General features: G+C 41.0%; 16 protein-coding genes. 1 reads left to right on the top strand and 15 read right to left on the bottom strand.

What is annotated here, in order from left to right; translation table 11 throughout:
• Positions 1–228: 228 nt before the first annotated feature.
• From J8L86_RS06555 to J8L86_RS06545, 3 genes are all read right to left on the bottom strand, one after another.
• Entirely contained in the window at positions 229–1,371 is a 1,143-nt protein-coding gene (locus J8L86_RS06555) for an HDOD domain-containing protein (protein ID WP_065109438.1), read from the bottom strand.
• Positions 1,372–1,515: 144 nt separating this feature from the next.
• Complete coding sequence (locus tag J8L86_RS06550; RefSeq protein WP_211029417.1) at positions 1,516–3,999, bottom strand: prolyl oligopeptidase family serine peptidase; 2,484 nt, start codon at positions 3,997–3,999, stop codon at positions 1,516–1,518.
• 142 nt (positions 4,000–4,141) lie between these two features.
• The gene (locus J8L86_RS06545; RefSeq protein WP_211029415.1) at positions 4,142–4,714 is read right to left on the bottom strand and encodes an aminodeoxychorismate/anthranilate synthase component II; all 573 of its coding nucleotides are present in this window, start codon (positions 4,712–4,714) and stop codon (positions 4,142–4,144) included.
• 181 nt (positions 4,715–4,895) lie between these two features.
• On the opposite strand from J8L86_RS06545, the gene J8L86_RS06540 reads away from it, so the two are divergent.
• Positions 4,896–6,158: a hypothetical protein gene (locus J8L86_RS06540; RefSeq protein ID WP_211029413.1), complete on the top strand. Its 1,263-nt coding sequence runs from the start codon at positions 4,896–4,898 to the stop codon at positions 6,156–6,158.
• A 152-nt stretch (positions 6,159–6,310) separates the two neighbouring features.
• Here the strand turns inward: J8L86_RS06540 and J8L86_RS06535 are convergent, their stop codons facing one another.
• The 12 genes from J8L86_RS06535 to J8L86_RS06480 form a co-directional block, all read right to left on the bottom strand.
• Positions 6,311–6,784 (bottom strand): ClpXP protease specificity-enhancing factor, encoded by a 474-nt coding sequence (locus tag J8L86_RS06535; protein WP_055024954.1) that lies wholly within the window; start codon positions 6,782–6,784, stop codon positions 6,311–6,313.
• A complete protein-coding gene (gene sspA, locus J8L86_RS06530) occupies positions 6,784–7,413 on the bottom strand; it encodes a stringent starvation protein SspA (RefSeq protein ID WP_055024955.1) in 630 nt (209 codons plus the stop codon). Before sspA ends, J8L86_RS06535 begins: the two co-directional genes overlap by 1 nt.
• A 95-nt stretch (positions 7,414–7,508) precedes the next feature.
• Entirely contained in the window at positions 7,509–8,252 is a 744-nt protein-coding gene (locus J8L86_RS06525) for a cytochrome c1 (protein WP_065109433.1), read from the bottom strand.
• On the bottom strand, positions 8,252–9,466 hold the full coding sequence (locus tag J8L86_RS06520) for a cytochrome bc complex cytochrome b subunit (protein WP_065109432.1): 1,215 nt from the start codon (positions 9,464–9,466) through the stop codon (positions 8,252–8,254). Before J8L86_RS06520 ends, J8L86_RS06525 begins: the two co-directional genes overlap by 1 nt.
• Entirely contained in the window at positions 9,466–10,056 is a 591-nt protein-coding gene (gene petA, locus J8L86_RS06515) for a ubiquinol-cytochrome c reductase iron-sulfur subunit (RefSeq protein ID WP_055024958.1), read from the bottom strand. Before petA ends, J8L86_RS06520 begins: the two co-directional genes overlap by 1 nt.
• Before the next feature lie 397 nt (positions 10,057–10,453).
• On the bottom strand, positions 10,454–11,344 hold the full coding sequence (gene hflC / locus J8L86_RS06510; protein ID WP_055024959.1) for a protease modulator HflC: 891 nt from the start codon (positions 11,342–11,344) through the stop codon (positions 10,454–10,456).
• Between the two features lie 3 nt (positions 11,345–11,347).
• Positions 11,348–12,505 carry an FtsH protease activity modulator HflK gene (gene hflK, locus J8L86_RS06505; protein ID WP_055024960.1) on the bottom strand — a complete coding sequence of 386 codons (1,158 nt, stop codon included), beginning with the start codon at positions 12,503–12,505 and terminating at the stop codon, positions 11,348–11,350.
• Between the two features lie 33 nt (positions 12,506–12,538).
• The gene (hflX, locus tag J8L86_RS06500) at positions 12,539–13,858 is read right to left on the bottom strand and encodes a ribosome rescue GTPase HflX (RefSeq protein ID WP_080916805.1); all 1,320 of its coding nucleotides are present in this window, start codon (positions 13,856–13,858) and stop codon (positions 12,539–12,541) included.
• Between the two features lie 19 nt (positions 13,859–13,877).
• Positions 13,878–14,147 (bottom strand): RNA chaperone Hfq, encoded by a 270-nt coding sequence (gene hfq, locus J8L86_RS06495; protein WP_055024962.1) that lies wholly within the window; start codon positions 14,145–14,147, stop codon positions 13,878–13,880.
• An 88-nt stretch (positions 14,148–14,235) separates the two neighbouring features.
• Positions 14,236–15,162, bottom strand: coding sequence for a tRNA (adenosine(37)-N6)-dimethylallyltransferase MiaA (miaA, locus tag J8L86_RS06490; protein ID WP_211029404.1), 927 nt, complete (start codon positions 15,160–15,162; stop codon positions 14,236–14,238).
• Positions 15,149–17,092: a DNA mismatch repair endonuclease MutL gene (mutL, locus tag J8L86_RS06485; RefSeq protein WP_211029402.1), complete on the bottom strand. Its 1,944-nt coding sequence runs from the start codon at positions 17,090–17,092 to the stop codon at positions 15,149–15,151. The genes miaA and mutL overlap by 14 nt, the downstream gene beginning before the upstream one ends.
• A 1-nt stretch (position 17,093) precedes the next feature.
• Positions 17,094–18,401, bottom strand: coding sequence for an N-acetylmuramoyl-L-alanine amidase (locus J8L86_RS06480; RefSeq protein ID WP_055024964.1), 1,308 nt, complete (start codon positions 18,399–18,401; stop codon positions 17,094–17,096).
• Between the last annotated feature and the right edge of the window lie 5 nt (positions 18,402–18,406).

The following is an 18,406-nucleotide window of genomic DNA, read 5'->3' as shown; positions in this document are numbered from 1 at the left end:
TATTAGCTAAAATGTGATCAAAATACCAGTTTTTAGCTGTTAACTATTCATTACCGAAATGATTAATGCATAAAGAATGACAAAAAGGCGCATACAAAGTGTTTATACTGCTTAATTTGAGCATAAATAGTCATAAAAAAAGTTATTTGAATGAAAATTACTTAGCTATTCACCATAAATGAATAAATACACAGGCGAATAGCAAGTCTTTATACGAAATAAGGCCGATTAAACAAGATCCAGTTTGCGGTAGTTTTGCGCTTTCAGTCTGATGAGTTCTTGCTCAGTAAACTCATAATAATCGAACATGACACGCTTTTCTTGAGGATCAATTAGGCGAGACTCCTCCAACAAAAGCACTTTGGCATAACAGCTGGCCTTTGCAACAATTGCGCTCTCTGCCGAGAACTCACTAAAGTGGTAATTAAAATCGAGCTCTTTAAGTAGTTTTGTTAATTTACTATTTTCAAACTCTAATAAATCCAGTATTTGCCAATTAAGCTGCTCACCATATGACATCACTTTCTCAAATACATCCATTGACGGGAATTCAGAGGCCATTACAGCATCATAAAGCGTCTTATCGCCTTTAGCACTGGTTTCCCTAAGCCAAGTTCCCCATGTCGTCTCAAATTGTCTCGCGGCGGAGTTAAGAATCGTCGCACTACCGAGCTGCTTCATCAAAGAAGCACTGTAAACCAATGCTACATTTTTTCCATGTAGCACAGCTAAAGCCTTAGCAGCAATCGCACTCATCATGCTATAGCGCCATAATTTCCGCGTGATCCAAATAAGATTAGCATTGCCACTTGGTAACCAATTGCGCAGGCAAAAGTAGGGGATCACAGCTTGTAGGTTTTCAATGCCAATGTAGTTCAATACCAATTTTATATCAGTGACTTTAACTTCAGAGCGTTGTGGTCGTCTGTGGCTTGAGGCTGGACTATTAATTAAGTTAACTAAGTCAGTATATAGCCAAGATATATTCTCCACGAGTGGACGTATGCGACGTAAATCAGGGTCTTTATTCAGCAATAAGTCCAATAACAACACTTGAGACTCTTCAATGCCTGATTGTTCAAGCATTTGTTGTGGTGAGTTAATCTGATGCTCAAGCGAATTATTGACAGTTTTAGACAATTGTTGGGAAATCCGTGCCAGTATCTGCTGAGCTTTAGCTTGTTCTTCCATGCGGGCTTTAATGGCTTGGCGCTCAACTTCCAACTTATTAGCATCATCTTCTAATTGTTTATCACGATCATCAAACTGCTGGGTTAGTTTTTCTTTCCCAACGATCAGTTGTTTATATAATCGACGTTCCACTTCAATTACTTTACCGGGCCTTACTCCGCCCGCTACCGACACTGCCACTGTGCTTAAACCTTCTGATTTTTCGAATTATGAGTGATGATAAATGATATCGGCCTCATTTTGTAACAATTGAGCGATTAAAGCTGTCTTAGCAATAAAAAAGGCTCCCATTAGGGAGCCTTGCTAATCAATTAAGTTGAACAATTATTTAAGCTCTTGCTCGAACAATTTGTATATACGACGATATTCATCCAACCAACTTGATGGCTGTCTAAACCCATGTGGTTCTACAGGGTAAATAGCCGTTTCAAACATCGGCTTTTCCAGCTCAATTAAACGCTGTACTAGACGTACACTGTCTTGGAAGAAGACATTATCATCCAACACACCACTCATAATTAATAATGGCTTCTCTAATCCTTGAGCGTGCTCTATCGGTGAGCTTCGTTCGTAAGCAATCGGATCCACATCAGGCGTATTTAAAATATTAGAAGTATAAGGAGCATTATAATGAGCCCAATCAGTTACAGGGCGTAAAGCCGCGCCCGCTTGGAATAACTCAGGTTCATTAAACAACGCCATAAAGGTCAAGAAGCCACCGTACGATCCGCCATATGTGCCAACTTTAGCAGCGTCAACATTGGCATTTTTAGCCATCCAGTTCACACCATCTTTTAAGTCTTCGACTTCTGGGTGTCCCATATTACGATAAACGGCTGTACGCCAATCTCTACCGTAGCCTTTTGAGCCACGATAATCCATATCCATCACAACATAACCTTGCTGAGTCAGCAAGTTATGGAACATGAACTCACGGAAGTAACCAGAAAATCCATTGTGGGCATTTTGTAAATAGCCAGCACCATGGTTAAAAATAACGGCAGGATATTTCGATGCATTATTAGCATCGTAACCTTGCGGCACATATACTCGCGCATAGATATCTTTTGCACCGTGACTCGATGGTACTTTAACCACTTTTGGCGCTTGCCATGCATAATGACTAAATGCGTTGCTGGTGTAATTAGTCAACTGCTTTGCTTCACCACCGATTGGTTGGATAAACAATTCGTTGGGCTTAATCGCTGTTGACGCAGTTAATAATAATGATTGACCATTAGGGCTCAGCTCATAGTCTAATGTACCTGTATGCTGTGTTAACTGCTCAGTATTTCCTGAAGCTAACTCCACTCGGTACACATTATATGTTCCTGGATGTTCTTTGTTTGCACGGTAATATAAGTGCGTCGCATCAGGAGACAATGTGACTTGATCAACCACATAATCACCTTGCGTTAAGCGTGTGGTTTTGCCCTCAGACTTAACATAAAGCTGAGAGTATCCCGTTTCTTCAGATAAGTAATAGAAACTATTTGTACCTGGTACCCAACCAAACTGGTTGAAGGTATAGTTTATCCATGCATCATCATGTAAGCGATGCTCTGTGATTAACTTGCCATTACTTAAATCAACACTGGCGATCCAACGATCTTTGTTATCAACCGCTTCCATCATGACGAGCAGTTTATTGTCAGTATCGTGCCATTGAATTGCAGATTGATCCCAACCCCAGTCTTGCATTAACTGTACAGTTCGAGGCGCAGGCTTACTTTTATACGTCTCACCCTTTGCCTTTGCGTTTTCTGATTTTACCGATGCCAATACATCTTCATCAAAACCAGTTAAACCTTCGATTGTGACTTCTTTTTTAGCATGCTCAACAAGGTCTAGAATAACTAAACGCTCACCAGGGTAACTATCTTCAGCAACACGTGCTCGCGCAGGTACGGCATCTACATAACCATCTTTGCCAAGGTAGTTAGGCATAATGTCATGATCAGCACGCCAGCTATAATTTTTATCAGATAATGACACCACTAGGTAGCGACCATCTGCTGACAAACTCATCTGATTAACTTTTTCGTTGTCACCTAAGTACCAAGTCTTAGCAGCAAAAGTGGGATCTATTGCAGCAAGTTCTTCAGCATACTCCGCACGGGTTTTATTCTTTGAATGCTGTAAAGCCACATACTCAATTAATCTATGTTGCTGCTTTGCAATATAAGTATCAGGATCAACCACACCTTTTGGTGCTTTCGCCATTTGAATATCAGCTAATTGTTCAGTCATACCGGTATTAAGGTGTAATTTAAACACGCTATTGCCTTGCATATATGCAAGTGCACCATCTGTTAAAAACTGAACTGAGTTAATGGCGTTGTTCTGACGAGTTAATTGTTTCACTTCGCCATTAGCAAGTGATTTTACAAAAATGTTGCCTTGATAAAGGTAGGCTTTTTTTGATTTATCAGCGTTAAGCACACCGTGCTTTTGATCAGCAAGATGCAATTGATTTAAGCCAAGTAACTGAGCCTGCTCATCATTAACACCCTGTTGATATACATCAGCAATAGGTGATTGGTGTTGCTGACGATTGAAGTACACCGATTGACTATCGTCTGCCCAATAAGCGTTTTTAGCCAATAAACCCATCCAATCAGGATTGGCCATAATTTGATTTAATGTGAGTGGCTTGTCAGCTTGTGGTGGCATCGCTAATGGAACTGAAGCACTGGCTGATTGATTGGTTACTGTAGAAGAGTCACTGTTGTTTGCTGTAGCACTGCAACCTGAAATAATTGCAATTGATAATGCACTCAGCGCCGCATTACGCAGAAGCCTGGTCATATTAAATCCCTTGTCATCAAAGATGGCTGAAATATTCTCACCTAAACGTTAAATCATTTGGTAAGTACTTTTATTATTCGCCTTTTATATCACAAATAATGACAATATTTGTGGGGATTTTTCAGTAAAGTTGTAACAGAAGTTAGCTTAGCGTAAGAAAGTTATCCAGCAGTTCATGACCTTGCTCAGTCAGAATCGCTTCAGGATGAAATTGAACTCCGTAAATCGGCAGCGTTTTATGACTCATAGCCATAATTTCTCGCCCATGAATGGGATCATCATACCAAGCATCTAATTCAAAGCTTTCCGGTAACGATTCAACGAGCAAAGAGTGATATCGAGTTACTGTTAAGGGTTGATTTAGTTTAGTAAATAAACCTGTTTCACTATGCGTAATAGCACTTGTTTTACCATGCATTACTCTGGCCGCTTTGATGACTTTAGCTCCAAATACCTGAGCTATAGCTTGATGACCTAAGCACACACCCAATATCGGCAGCTTTCCTGCGAAATAATCAATTGCAGCGAGCGAAATACCTGATTCATTGGGAGAACACGGGCCTGGTGAAATGATTAAATGGCTCGGGTTAATTGCCTCAATGTCACTAATCGTGACTTCATCATTTCTTTTCACGATGATGTCATAACCTAACTGCTGGAAATATTGCACCAGATTAAAGGTAAATGAGTCATAGTTATCAATCATCAACAGCATCGAGAGTCCCGGCAATTAAGCGCCATATAAAACATGAGTCGTTTAAGAATTGGCGGATAATAGCATAGCTTTTTTCTCCACTTAAGCTTTTAGCCTCAACTAAGAATTTAATGGCTGTAACGATGAGTAGCTAGGTTATAATCTTTTTAATAAATGCGTTACCTGTTTGGACTAAAATTACATGCAAACCCACATACAAGAAATCGGCAATGTCAGCTTATACTTTATTGGCGATGTCTATGGGCGTCTGGATAAATTAACTGAGTTACTCACTGAGATAGATTTCGATATTGACGATCCCGAGTCCAGTATACAATTTGTGAAGTTAGTATTTTGTGGGAATTTATTAGCAAAGCACACTCACAACGCAAACTCGGATCATTGTGATTCGGCGACAACAGACTCTCAGCCTGAGATTGAACATTTAGCACTGCTAAAAATGGTCAAATTATTGGTCGATAAAGGCCATGCTTATTGTTTACTTGGGCAACACGAATATGAAGTCATAGGTTGGAGTAAACATCACCCAATTACTGATAATCCCTACCTTGAAGCCTCTAGTGCACCATTATTCAATCAAGAATTACAACACTCGCAAGCGCTGTTATTTGAATGGGTAGATTGGTTTATGGCATTACCAATATACATGGACTTTGGGCACATACGTGCAATCCATGCCTGTTGGGATGATAAAGTGATTAAAAGCCTTAATGCGTACCTCACTGGTGAAGCATCAAATGATGCTCAGCCAAACAGTTTATCGCAACAGTTTTGGCCTGCCGCCTTTGACTCTCAGCATCCATTACATAAGCTCATTGCAACCTGTCTTGATTACCCAACCATGACACTAACCGAACTGCACCCTCACTCAGCACTCAAGGTCCCTGTTGTCATTGGTCATTATCCCCAAGACACCTACCCCGATATTATCAATGAGCAACTGGTTTGTATTAATTACAACCCCGCAAAACAAGACTATCCTCTAGTGAGTTTTGCTTGGCACCAAGGTCGTAAAAAATCCCTTGATGTTGAATCTGCACAGGACGCTCAAATGAGTCTTGGAGAGTTTTGTTTTATCGACCAACCGAGTGCGGAAGAATGCATAGCAGAGGGCACAGAAAACTTGCTAGACGCAATTGTTTCTACGTTAGATACGCCACAATTAGATGAAGCAGCATTAATTCGTTTACATGAAAAGGTAGCGATTAGCCTTTGTACTGAATGGGATCCACTTGGTATTAAGCAAACAATACATGCTAGGCATCCTTATCAGCCCTTAGTCAAACCTGTTACTCAGTTAGCGCTCGCCCAAGATACAGACAAGTTAACGGCTTACTTAGCCATTGTTAGCCGCTTTCAGCTTGAGACAGATAATGATAACTTGGAAAATAGCAGCTTGAAAACGGCCTATAAGCTCACAAGGTTGGCCAATAATTACTTGTAGATTAAGCACAAATAATCAAAACGACTAAGTCCCATAACACGATTAAGTCTAATAAAAATGATTAAGCCCAATAACAAAAAACCAGTCTCTAAGGACTGGTTTTTTATGAACTCATGGGCAATAAATAGCAAACACTGATATGTTAGTTGCTATTACTTAACAACAGTTAAGTGAGCTCGCCCTTTTGGTTTTTCAGCTGTAACAGCAGGTTTTTCTTCTGTTGTTTCAGTTTTTTCTGTTGTTTCAACTGCAGAGAAAGAACGTGGCGGAGGCGTTGAATCTAAAGATTCATCTTCTGCCATGTAAGCATCTTCCATATCAAATACAGTGCCTGCGCCATTTTCTCGAGCATAAATAGCAACGATAGACGCCATAGGTAAAACAACTTGCTGAGGTACACCACCAAAACGTGCATTAAATTCCACGAATTCATTGGTCATTTGTAGGTTTCCTACTGCACCACCTGCGATATTAAGAACAATTTGACCGTCCTTAACAAACTCTTGTGGTACCTGAGTCCCCGGTACAAATGCATCCACAACAACATGTGGGGTAAAGTGGTTGTCCATCAACCACTCATAATAAGCCCGCAACAAATATGGACGGTTAGGCGTAATCGCTTTCATTACATACCCATGCGCATTTCGCGCTCAACCTCAGTTAACGATGCTTTAAATGACTCACGCTCAAATATACGCGTCATATAAGCATGGATATCCTTAGATGTGCGAACATCTAAATTGATACCTAACTCAGGTAAACGCCATAATAGCGGGCCTAAGTAACAGTCAGCTAAACCAAACTCTTCACTCATGAAGTATGGCATTTCAGCAAATACTGGTGCTAATGCGACTAAGCTATCAGTTAACTCTTTACGCGCAGCGTCAGCTTTATCACCTTTACGGATACGATCAACTAGTACATACCAGTCTGTATCAATACGGTGCATCATTAAGCGACTTTGACCACGTGCAACAGGGTAAACAGGCATTAATGGTGGATGAGGGAAGCGCTCATCTAAATATTCCATAATAATGCGAGATTCATACAAAACTAATTCACGATCAACTAGAGTTGGTACTGAGTTGTATGGATTAACATCAAGTAACTCTTGAGGCTTCTCACTCGGTTCTACCTGCAAAACATCAACAGTTACACCTTTTTCAGCCAAGACGATACGTACTTGGTGGCTATATAAATCATCGGCACCCGAAAACAGTGTCATGATAGAGCGTTTGTTGGCAGCTACAGCCATTGTTACCCTCCAGAAAACGGAAAAAACAAAACAAACGAGGGGCTAAGCCCCTCGTTTAAAGTATGCGAATAATGTATTTTACCCGTTATTCGTGTCTAGTGCACATCTTTCCAGTATTCTTTCTTCAACAAGTAAGCAATGATGAAGAAAATAAACAAGAATCCGAGTACCCACCATCCTAAAGCTTCACGTTCTAGTTTCACTGGATCTGCAGAATATACAAGGAAACCAGTAAGATCACGTATCGCTTGATCATACTCTTCGGCATTTAATTTACCGCCAGTTGCCGGTTCTAGGCCAACTAACTTTTGTACTTCAACACCATTTTCTTCCACTGTTTCGAAAATAGGCGTTGCAGTACCTTGTAAATCTTGCAATACGTGTGGCATACCCACAAGTGGGAACACGCTATTGTTTACACCAAATGGACGGCTTTCATCTTTATAAAAACCTTTAAGGTACGAGTAAACCCAATCTTGACCACGTACACGTGCAACCAATGTTAAATCAGGAGCAGCAGCACCGAACCACTTTGCAGCATCTTCAGGTGGGATAGCATTTTCCATCAACTCACCGATTTTAGCATCCGTAAACATATACTTTTGACGCATATCATCTACAGAAATACCAAGATCTTCAGCTACTCGTCCGTAACGTTGATATTGAGTACTGTGACAGCCAGAACAATATTGTTGAAATAAGTTCAAACCGCGTTCTAATGACTCATTATCATGTAGGTCGATTGCTTGCTCAGGATTTTTAACAAACTCATTGTTGCCACCTGCAGCTATCGCTAGCGCTGGTAACAAAGCAACTAATGCAATTAATAACTTTTTCATTAGTGTGTCACCCTCGTAGGAACCGGTTTTGTTTTCTCATTTTTACTGTAAACCCACAGTGCAACGAAGAAACCAAAATAAGTAAGTGTAAAGATACGAGCCACAATCGTTAACGTCGGTGTTGCAGGAACAGCACCTAAGTAACCTAGGATTAAGAAAGACACAGTAAATTGTGCAATGTTAATCTTGTGAATCAAGCCACGGTAGCGGATAGATTTCACTTTACAGCGATCTAACCAAGGAAGTACAAACAGTACCGCAATCGCAAGACCCATACCGACAACACCTAATAGCTTGTCTGGAATCGCACGTAAAATTGCGTAAAACGGTGTGAAGTACCAAACCGGAGCAATATGTTCAGGGGTCTTCATTGGGTTAGCCGCTTCAAAGTTTGGCTTTTCAAGGAAGTAACCGCCACCTTCAGGCATAAAGAACAACACATAGCAGAACACGATTAAGAAACCGGCCACACCCATGATGTCTTTCACTGTGTAATAAGGGTGGAAAGGAATAGCATCAACTGGCCATCCGTTTTCATCTTTATTCTTCTTAACTTCAACACCATCTGGGTTGTTTGAACCCACTTCATGTAAAGCAATTAAGTGAAGGAAAACTAATACAACTAACACTAAAGGCAGTGCAATAACATGCAATGCAAAGAAACGGTTTAGCGTAGCACCAGAAACAACATAGTCACCACGGATCCACAATGTTAAGTCATCACCAATAAATGGAATTGCACCAAACAAAGAGATAATTACCTGTGCGCCCCAGTAAGACATTTGTCCCCAAGGAAGCAAGTAACCCATGAAGGCTTCAGCCATAAGTACAAGGAAAATCAACATACCGAATAACCAAAGTAACTCTCTTGGTTTTTGGTAAGAGCCGTAGATAAGACCACGGAACATGTGAAGATAAACCACCACGAAGAAGGCAGAGGCGCCAGTGGAGTGCATGTAGCGTAATAACCAGCCGTACTCAACATCACGCATGATGTATTCAACAGAAGCAAACGCACCTTCTGCTGTTGGTACGTAATTCATTGTTAACCAGATACCAGTCAGTAATTGGTTAACTAAAACAAGTAATGCTAATGAACCAAAGAAATACCAAAAGTTGAAGTTCTTTGGAGTTGGATATTGACCAACGTGGCGATTATACGTCGCCGACATTGGGATGCGAGCATCAATCCAATCAACAATATTCTTAACCATTACGCAGCTCCCGTATCTACACCGATTAGTACCGTGCCATCATCAACATATTGATGTGGAGGAACGACAAGGTTTAATGGTGCTGGAACACCCTGGAATACTCGGCCAGCCATATCAAACTTAGAACCATGACATGGACAGAAGAAACCAGCCGTAACACCTTCGACTTGCTCGCCAAAAGAATCAGGCAAGTAAGTTGGCGAACAACCTAAGTGAGTACAAATACCGACAGCAATGAAGAACTCAGGCTTAATTGAACGAGCAGGGTTAGCTGCGTATTCAGGCTGTTGTAACTCTTCAGAAGCAGGATCACGTAATTGCCCATCTAATTTAGGCAACTCACTTAAAATGGCATCAGTACGACGCACAACCCAAACAGGTTTACCACGCCATTCAACACGAATTAACTGGCCTGGCTCTACTTTACTAATATTTACTTCAACCGGTGCACCTGCAGCTTTCGCTTTAGCGCTCGGATTCCATGACTTGATAAAAGGCACCGCTACAGCGACGGCACCAGCTCCGCCTACTACGGCGGTTGCGGCTGTCAGGAATCTGCGGCGTCCGGTATCGACTGGCGCATTGCTCATCCACTTATCTCCCAGAGGGTGTTGGAATTCTTATATTTTAATAACTTAGCAACATTAGAATCACTAATCGCTAAATCTATACTTTGAGGCGGGGCTCATTATAGCGAAAAATTAGAACCAGATCATAGTAAAACACACAACTAAGTTACGGGAATTGTATGTTTTTTTTATGGCGTACAAAAAACACACAGCCTTTTTAACGCATTTTTGACATTAAATGCAGGAGTGATTTTTATAAGTTATTGTTAATGAATAATTTTTAATGAAATACTTTCAATCTAAATTAGTTATAACTGATCAAACTAACTAAAGCAGAGAAAATCAATTTTTTTCAATGAAAAACGCTAGACATAAAAAAACCCGGCACAAACCGGGTTTTTTTATCAGATTTCAGTATTTATTTACCGTCAATCGATTTCATATATTTGAAGAAATCGCTATCAGGTTCTAATACCATTACGTCACTGTTGCCTGCGAAACTTTCTTTGTAAGCTTCAAGACTACGTAAAAAACCATAAAATTCAGGATCTTTATTGAATGCATCTGCATAAATTTTAGCAGAAAGTGCATCACCTTCACCTCGAATGGTTAACGCTTTACGTTCAGCTTCTGCAACTTTAACAGTTACATCAGCATCAATTGTGGCGCGAATAATTTCAGATTGCTCTTTACCTTGTGCACGATGCTCTTTAGCAACAGCTTGTCGCTCGGCACGCATACGCTGGAAGATACTGCTACTGACGTTTGCTGGTAAGTTAATTTGCTTAACTCGCACATCAACGACTTCAATACCTAGATCACGAGAGCTTTCTGATGCATTCTCTAATGCATCATTTTGCAGTTCATCACGCTTACCAGAAACAATCTCTTTAATGGTACGACGACCAAACTCAGTACGTAAATCGTTATTGATTTTACGTTGAAGTAGATCTTCTGCAGTCACTTTATTACCGCCACCAGTAGATAGGTAGAAAGTTTCAAAGTCACTAATACGCCATTTAACGTATGAATCAACCATCAGATCTTTCTTTTCAGAAGTCACAAAACGGTCTGCAGCGCCATCTAAGGTTTGGATACGCGCATCAAGATACTTAACTTTATCAATCGCAGGGATTTTAAAGTGAAGTCCTGGCTTAAGTACACGAGTTACCGAATTACCGTCGACATTATCTTTTAGAATTTCACCAAATCGAGAAACAATGGCACGTTCGCCTTCGTTCACAATCATCACAGATGAAAAACCAATACCAAGAATAATAACGAGTATTATAAGTCCTAATCTACCCATGAGTTAGTCCCTCCCTTGGCGAGAACGAGCTTCGCGAGTTGGACGGCCATCAAGCGGCATCGATGAATTAAACGAGTTATTTGACGGTGTGTTAACGTGTGTTTCAACAACAGGCTCAACCGCAGTACGTTTAGTTTGGTTATCCATCATTTTATCTAACGGTAAATACATCAAGTTACCATTGTTCTTGGTATCAATAAGTACCTTGTTGGTGTCAGCCATGACTTCTTGCATTGCATCTAGGTATAGACGCTTACGAGTCACTTCTGGAGCCATTTGATATTCAGGTAGCAACTGTTCAAATCGAGCTACTTTACCTTCAGCTTCTAGGACTTCACGTTGTTTGTAAGCACTTGCTTGCTGTGCCATACGCTCAACTTGACCACGAGCTTTAGGCTCAATTTCACGCGCATAAGCTTCTGCTTCACGAATGAAACGTTGCTCATCCTCTTGCGCAGAAATAGCATCATCAAATGCGTCTTTCACTTCTTCAGGTGGACGTGCAGGTAAGAAGTTGACATCTTGAATCGATAAACCAAGTTGGTACGGCTCAAGAATACGCTCAAGTTCAGCCCAAGTATCACGACGAATTGCATCACGACCCGTTGTCAAGATGTCATCCATAGTGTTATGACCGATGACATAACGCAATGCACTGTCCGTAGCTTCACTTAAACTTGCATTAGCGTCTACAGCACTGAATAGATACAAGTATGCATCGTCAACACGATACTGTACGTCTAGTTCAACTTTTACTAAGTTTTCATCAGACGTTAACATGCTGCCAGAAGCAGGGATCGAACGAACAGCTTTAATATTTACAGGGAAAACTTCGTCAATAAACGTGGCTTTCCAATGTAAACCTGGCCCAACTTCGCCAGAATGCTGACCGAAACGTAAGGTGACCCCACGTTCAGCTTCTTTAATGGTGTAAAAACCTGAAGCGCCCCACACTAATAAACCAATAACTAAAACAACAATAATGCTGGTTGAGTTAAATGAAGGACTTGACGATCCACCTGAACCACCTTTCCCACCGCCAAAGCGTTTAGAAAGATTACGAAATACTTCGTCTAGATCTGGTGGGCCTTTGTCGTTACCGTTTTTGTTTCCCCAAGGGTCTTTATCTTTTCCCTTGTTACCGGGCTCATTCCAAGCCATTTAGCACTCCATAAGTGGATGAAATAAATGTTATTAGCAAGTAACGCTTACATCAGAGTCTTCTTGTGAAGTCTCAAATATAAACGTTTCTAATTCGCCTTGACTCTGTTTTGTTAATCGACGCCAATTGGCATCCGATAAACGAACAGACAAAATACAGTTCCCCAGATCGTCGTACTCTTTCTGCTGTATCGCGTCCAGTCGATAAAACTGACCAAGATAATGCCCAGCCGTAGCTGGTATTTTCAATGTATGCTCTACAATGACTTCACCGATATGCTCGTTGACAGCCTGCAGCAGCAATTCAAATCCAATTTGTTTTTGGGCAGATACCCAAACTCGTTCAGGCATCCCCTCATCGTCATAGTCGATGCGAGGCACGAAGTCTTCCAGTAAGTCGATTTTATTACAAACCACCAACTGTGGAATAGTATCTGCTTCAATTTCTTCAAGTACATTTTGAACTTGATCAAAATTTTCCGTCATATTCTCATCAGCACAATCAACAACATGCAATAACAAGTCAGCTTGTCGAGTTTCTTGCAGTGTGGCTTTAAAAGCTGCGACTAAGTCATGAGGTAAATGACGAATAAACCCAACAGTATCCGCTAAGATAACGGCACCGTCAGGCAGGTCGAGTTTACGCAGAGTCGGATCAAGTGTTGCGAACAATTGATCTGCTGCATAAACTTCAGAAGTTGTCAGCGCATTAAACAAAGTCGATTTCCCAGCATTGGTATACCCTACCAATGACACAGTGGATAAATCACTACGTTTACGGGAACGACGGCTTTGTTCACGCTGTTTGTCTACTTTTTCAAGGCGACGGTTGATACTCTTGATGCGTCCACGAAGTAAACGTCTATCAGTTTCGAGCTGGGTTTCACCCGGCCCCCTCATACCAATACCACCTTTTTGTCTCTCTAAGTGAGTCCAACCACGAATAAGGCGTGTCGACATGTGGCGCAATTGCGCTAGCTCCACTTGCAACTTACCTTCGTGTGTTCTCGCTCGTTGAGCAAAAATATCTAAAATCAGTGCTGTCCGGTCTAATACGCGGCATTCACATATTTGTTCTAAATTTCTTTCTTGTGCAGGGCTTAAAGCATGATTAAAAATCACTACATTCGCTTCAGTAGCAGCTACCATGGCAGCTAGCTCTTCAACTTTACCTGTACCAACAAAAAACTTTCGATCCGGTGAACGTCGACTTCCGGTAATAACACCAACAGAGCGTGCACCTGCTGATTCGACTAATAATTGTAACTCGGTTATGTCTTCTCTGCGGTCGTCATCAGAAAAGTCAATGTGAACAAGCACCGCGGTTTCACCCGCTTCATAGCGATCAAACAAGTAGCAAACTCCTTAAATATTATTCTGATGCAGGCGCTTCATCGTGCTGAGTATAACCAGCTTGAGTACCTTGAGTCGCCACATTGAATGGACGAGCTGGTACAACAGTTGAAATAGCGTGCTTGTAAACCATTTGGCTCACTGTATTTTTTAGCAAAATAACGAATTGGTCGAATGACTCAACTTGTCCTTGCAACTTAATACCATTCACTAAGTAGATTGAGACTGGTACACGTTCACGACGCAAAGCGTTCAAAAATGGGTCTTGTAAAGATTGCCCCTTAGCCATTTCAATTTCCTTTTTTTATTTTCAAAACAAATTTTTTGAATAATGTTTTATTGTTTAGTTTGAGTATTATACAGCAGCAGCGATTAATCTAGCCTGAATGTTGTATAAGTGTAACTAAATTTCCTTTGGCACCAGTTTCGAGCCAATGTAAATCTGGCCAGCTTCTCAACCATGTTAATTGACGTTTCGCCAATTGCCTAGTGGCAGCAGTGGCTTTTTCTACCAAAGTATCACGATCAAATTCACCATCTAAATATTGCCAGCATTGTCGATATCCGACACAGCGCATGGATGGCATGTCTAAATGTAAATCGCCTCGCTCTTTTAATCGCTGAACTTCTTCAATAAACCCTTGTTGCATCATTAGTTTAAATCGTTTTGCGATTAATTCATGTAATACTTTTCTATCAAGTGGCGCAATAGCGAATTGCACTACATCATAAGGTAAAGCTGGTGACTTAGTTGCACTCAACTCAGTCATGGTTTTACCTGTTATTCTGTAAACCTCTAAAGCACGAGATAATCGTTGTGGATCATTAGGGTGAATACGCTCACCAGCCACAGGGTCAATATCACATAACTGTTGATGTAATAAATCCCAACCGTGGGTTTCGGCCTCGGCTAAGATTTGTGCTCTAATCGCTTCATCAGCAGCAGGTAAAGGAGATAAACCTTCAAGTAGTGCTTTAAAGTACATCATTGTTCCGCCCACCAATAATGGGGTTTTACCACGGGCAATGATCTGTTCAATCTCGTGCAGTGCATCACGTCTAAAGTCGGCAGCCGAATAGGACTCACTCGGGTCTAAAATGTCGATAAGACGATGTGGTGCTAATGCAAGTTCATCTGCATCAGGTTTTGCAGAACCAATATCCATCTGCCGATAAATCAACGCAGAATCAACTGAGATAATTTCACAGTTATGGTGCTGCGCCATCTCTATGGCTAAAGCGGTTTTGCCTGAGGCTGTTGGCCCCATTAAAAACAATACTTTGGGTTGTTTAGCTTGGTTCACTTTTATTCTCTTCTAGCCAAGTTTGCCACGGTAAAGATTGTGCTGTTGATAATAACGCAGCTTGTTGTTCATCACTTAACTGACAATACTGTTGCCATAATTGCGATGCAGAAAGAAAAGCTGACTTTTGATGCTGAGCAATCCATAACGCTAACGCTTCGTCGGTAGGCGTATCAGCTTTAATCCATTGAAGTAATTCTGGGATTAATACGGCTAACTGGCTATCTCTTAGATATGGGGGCACATTCTTAATTATCAACTGTTGGTAGCGAATTGAAAGGGTTAAACCCAGTTTTCTTAGTAAGATATCTCGCTCAACTAGTAACTCTTTCCAATCTACATCAGCTTGAATTGACACAGGCATGAGTAAAGGTTGCCCTACCAACCCAGTTTTCAATTTTTTGAATATTTCATTTTTAGCAACAATAACAGAAACTTGGACTATATCGATTAATAATAATTGCTGTTCTTTTACCATGACCCAATAACGGCCATCAAGCAGCTGAGGCATGGTAGAAACCGCTGAAATATTAACTTCATTAATTTGTGTTAATGAGCTATTTTCATGTTCTGTTTGCAGTAATTGACCATAGTTAGCAATTGCTGTTGGGGTTATCTCCGCTGAATCGACTGCTTTTGAACCACCACCGCCATATTGCCCGCCACTATTTTGATAGCCTTGAGCTGGTACTGAGACACTGCCATATTGACTTCGACTTTGCTCTCGAGGTTGATGCTGAACAGCTGATTGTTGCAGCTCTATTTCAGACAAATACGAACTTGCCTGAGAACCTGTGTGTTGCTGAACAGGCTTTGATGACGACACTTGATTGACCGGTGATGAATGAGTGCCATCAATATGAGTATAAGCGGTGTCGCTACTATGATTGCGATTATCATTATTTCGATCATTGATTTCAGGTGACAATTGTAATTCTGTAATTTGCTGCAGCACAGATTGTAAAGCTTGCAAGATAAAGTCATGAACCAACCGGCTTTGATGAAATCTCACCTCATGTTTTGCAGGATGCACATTCACATCGACTTGATGAGGATCAATCTCAAGCATCAATACATAACCAGGTTGATGCTGAATATCAAAACGTCCAAAAGCTTGTTTGACTGCGTGATTTACTAAGCGATCACGTACCAATCGGCCATTCACATAAAAATAAAAGCTATCGGTCACCTGTGTATCACTTGGCGCTTGTAAATATCCGCTTAAGCTCAAACCGTCATGTTGACAAGCCAAGTGCAAGGCATGCTCAGCAAAACTGCGACCACAAATTTGTCCTAACCGTTGTTTATACTGTATTTCAGTATTCGCAGGGCGATATTGACGTATTAGTTTACCATTATGAGTTAAGGTAAAATGTACATCGGTTCTCGCAATGGCAATCCGCTTCAGCCATTCATCGATATGAGTAAACTCAGTTTTATCACTCTTTAAAAAACGCCGTCTCGCTGGCGTATTAAAAAATAAATCGACGACATCAATTGTTGTACCAATTGGATGAGCTGCAGGGGTAATTTTGACATCCATTTGCGAGCCTGCCGCATTGGCTTGCCAAGCTTCGCTTTGATCTGCAGGCTTAGATGTTAGGCTGAGTCTAGCGACAGAGCTAATACTGGCTAATGCCTCACCACGAAACCCAAAACTTAAAATAGCTTCTAGATCATCAAGAGAATGTACTTTTGAGGTAGCGTGGCGAGAAAGCGCCAACGCAAGCTCCGCCTTAGCAATACCTTTGCCATTATCGCGAATTCGAATGAGTTTACTGCCACCTTTATCGATTTCGATATCAACACGGGTTGCACCTGCATCTAAGCTGTTTTCTACCAACTCTTTAACAACTGATGCAGGTCTTTCAACCACTTCACCTGCTGCAATTTGGTTGGCAAGTTGTGGAGGAAGAATTTGAATAGCCATTTTACGCCCTCGGAATAACCAGCTTTTGGCCAATTCTTAATACATCGGACTTTAAGTTATTACTTTTTTTGATACTCGCCACACTGACTTTATAACGCTGGGCAATCACTGAAAGTGACTCGCCACTTCTGACGGTATGTTTAACATTGCTTTGCTTAGCAAACATAGTGCCTGAAGGGGGATTAGCCTCAAAATAGTTAACCACACCTTTGTGAATAGCGTTGGCTAATTTTTGTTGATGGTTTCCATCAAGCAATAAACGCTCTTCTTTAGGGTTTGAAATAAAGCCCGTTTCAATCAAAATTGAAGGAATATCTGTCGACTTTAATACTGCGAAACTGGCCGACTCAGGCTTATTTTTATGCAGCTTTGTGACTTTACCTAACCCAGCAAGAATATCGGTCGCAATACTGTGACTTTCAGCCATTGAATGATCCATGGACATATCAATCAAGGTCATAACCAAATACTGTTCACTGTCAGTGTTTTGAATAATATCGCCTACACCGCCTAATAATTCTGAATGTTTTTCTTTATCCTCAAATACCCGACCGATTTCAGTATTGGCTCGTCGCTTAGACAGAACCCACACAGAGGCGCCCTTAGGTTGAGGTGAAGTGAATGCATCTGCATGAATAGATAGTAATAAGTCTGCACGGCTATTTCGCGCAAGTTCTGAGCGCTGATTTAAGTTAACAAAGTAATCGCCACTACGGGTCATCACCGCTTTCATGCCCGGTGTTTCATTAATTTTGCGAGCAAGCCGTTTAGAAATGGCTAAAACGACCTTTTTCTCATAAGTCCCTTTAGGGCCTATTGAGCCAGGATCTTCACCACCGTGACCCGCATCAATTGCGACAATCACATCTTTTGAACGCTTACTGGTTTGAACTACCTGTTTTTTAGCAGCGGGTTTATTGGCTGAGTTATCGAGATCAACAACCAAGCGATTCCCATATGGCGCAGTTGGCGTCAGCGAAAACAAATTAGCTTTAACAGGAGATGCCAATTCGAGGACTAAGCGTAATGTACCCGCTTTAGGAGGCTTACTTAAACGGACTTTATTAATCAATTTGCTGTTTTTAGCAATATCATCAAACTTAACCTTGGTAGAGGCTTGCTTTAAATCAATCACTAAGCGCTGAGGATTAGACAATGAAAAATAACTGTAATCAGGTGCTTGGGATAAATCCAATACCACTCGAGTAGAGTCTGGTGCATCCCACACTCTAATACTATCTAATTTATTCGCTGCTTCTACAATTAACGAGAAGCCAAATAGCAATACAAAACTAAAAAATCGCGTCATTTTTC

Source organism: Shewanella sp. MMG014 (assembly GCF_018100775.1).
Lineage (GTDB): Bacteria > Pseudomonadota > Gammaproteobacteria > Enterobacterales > Shewanellaceae > Shewanella > Shewanella japonica.
Note: the sequence above shows the minus strand (reverse complement) of the source record. Positions and strands in the feature narration are given on the sequence as shown.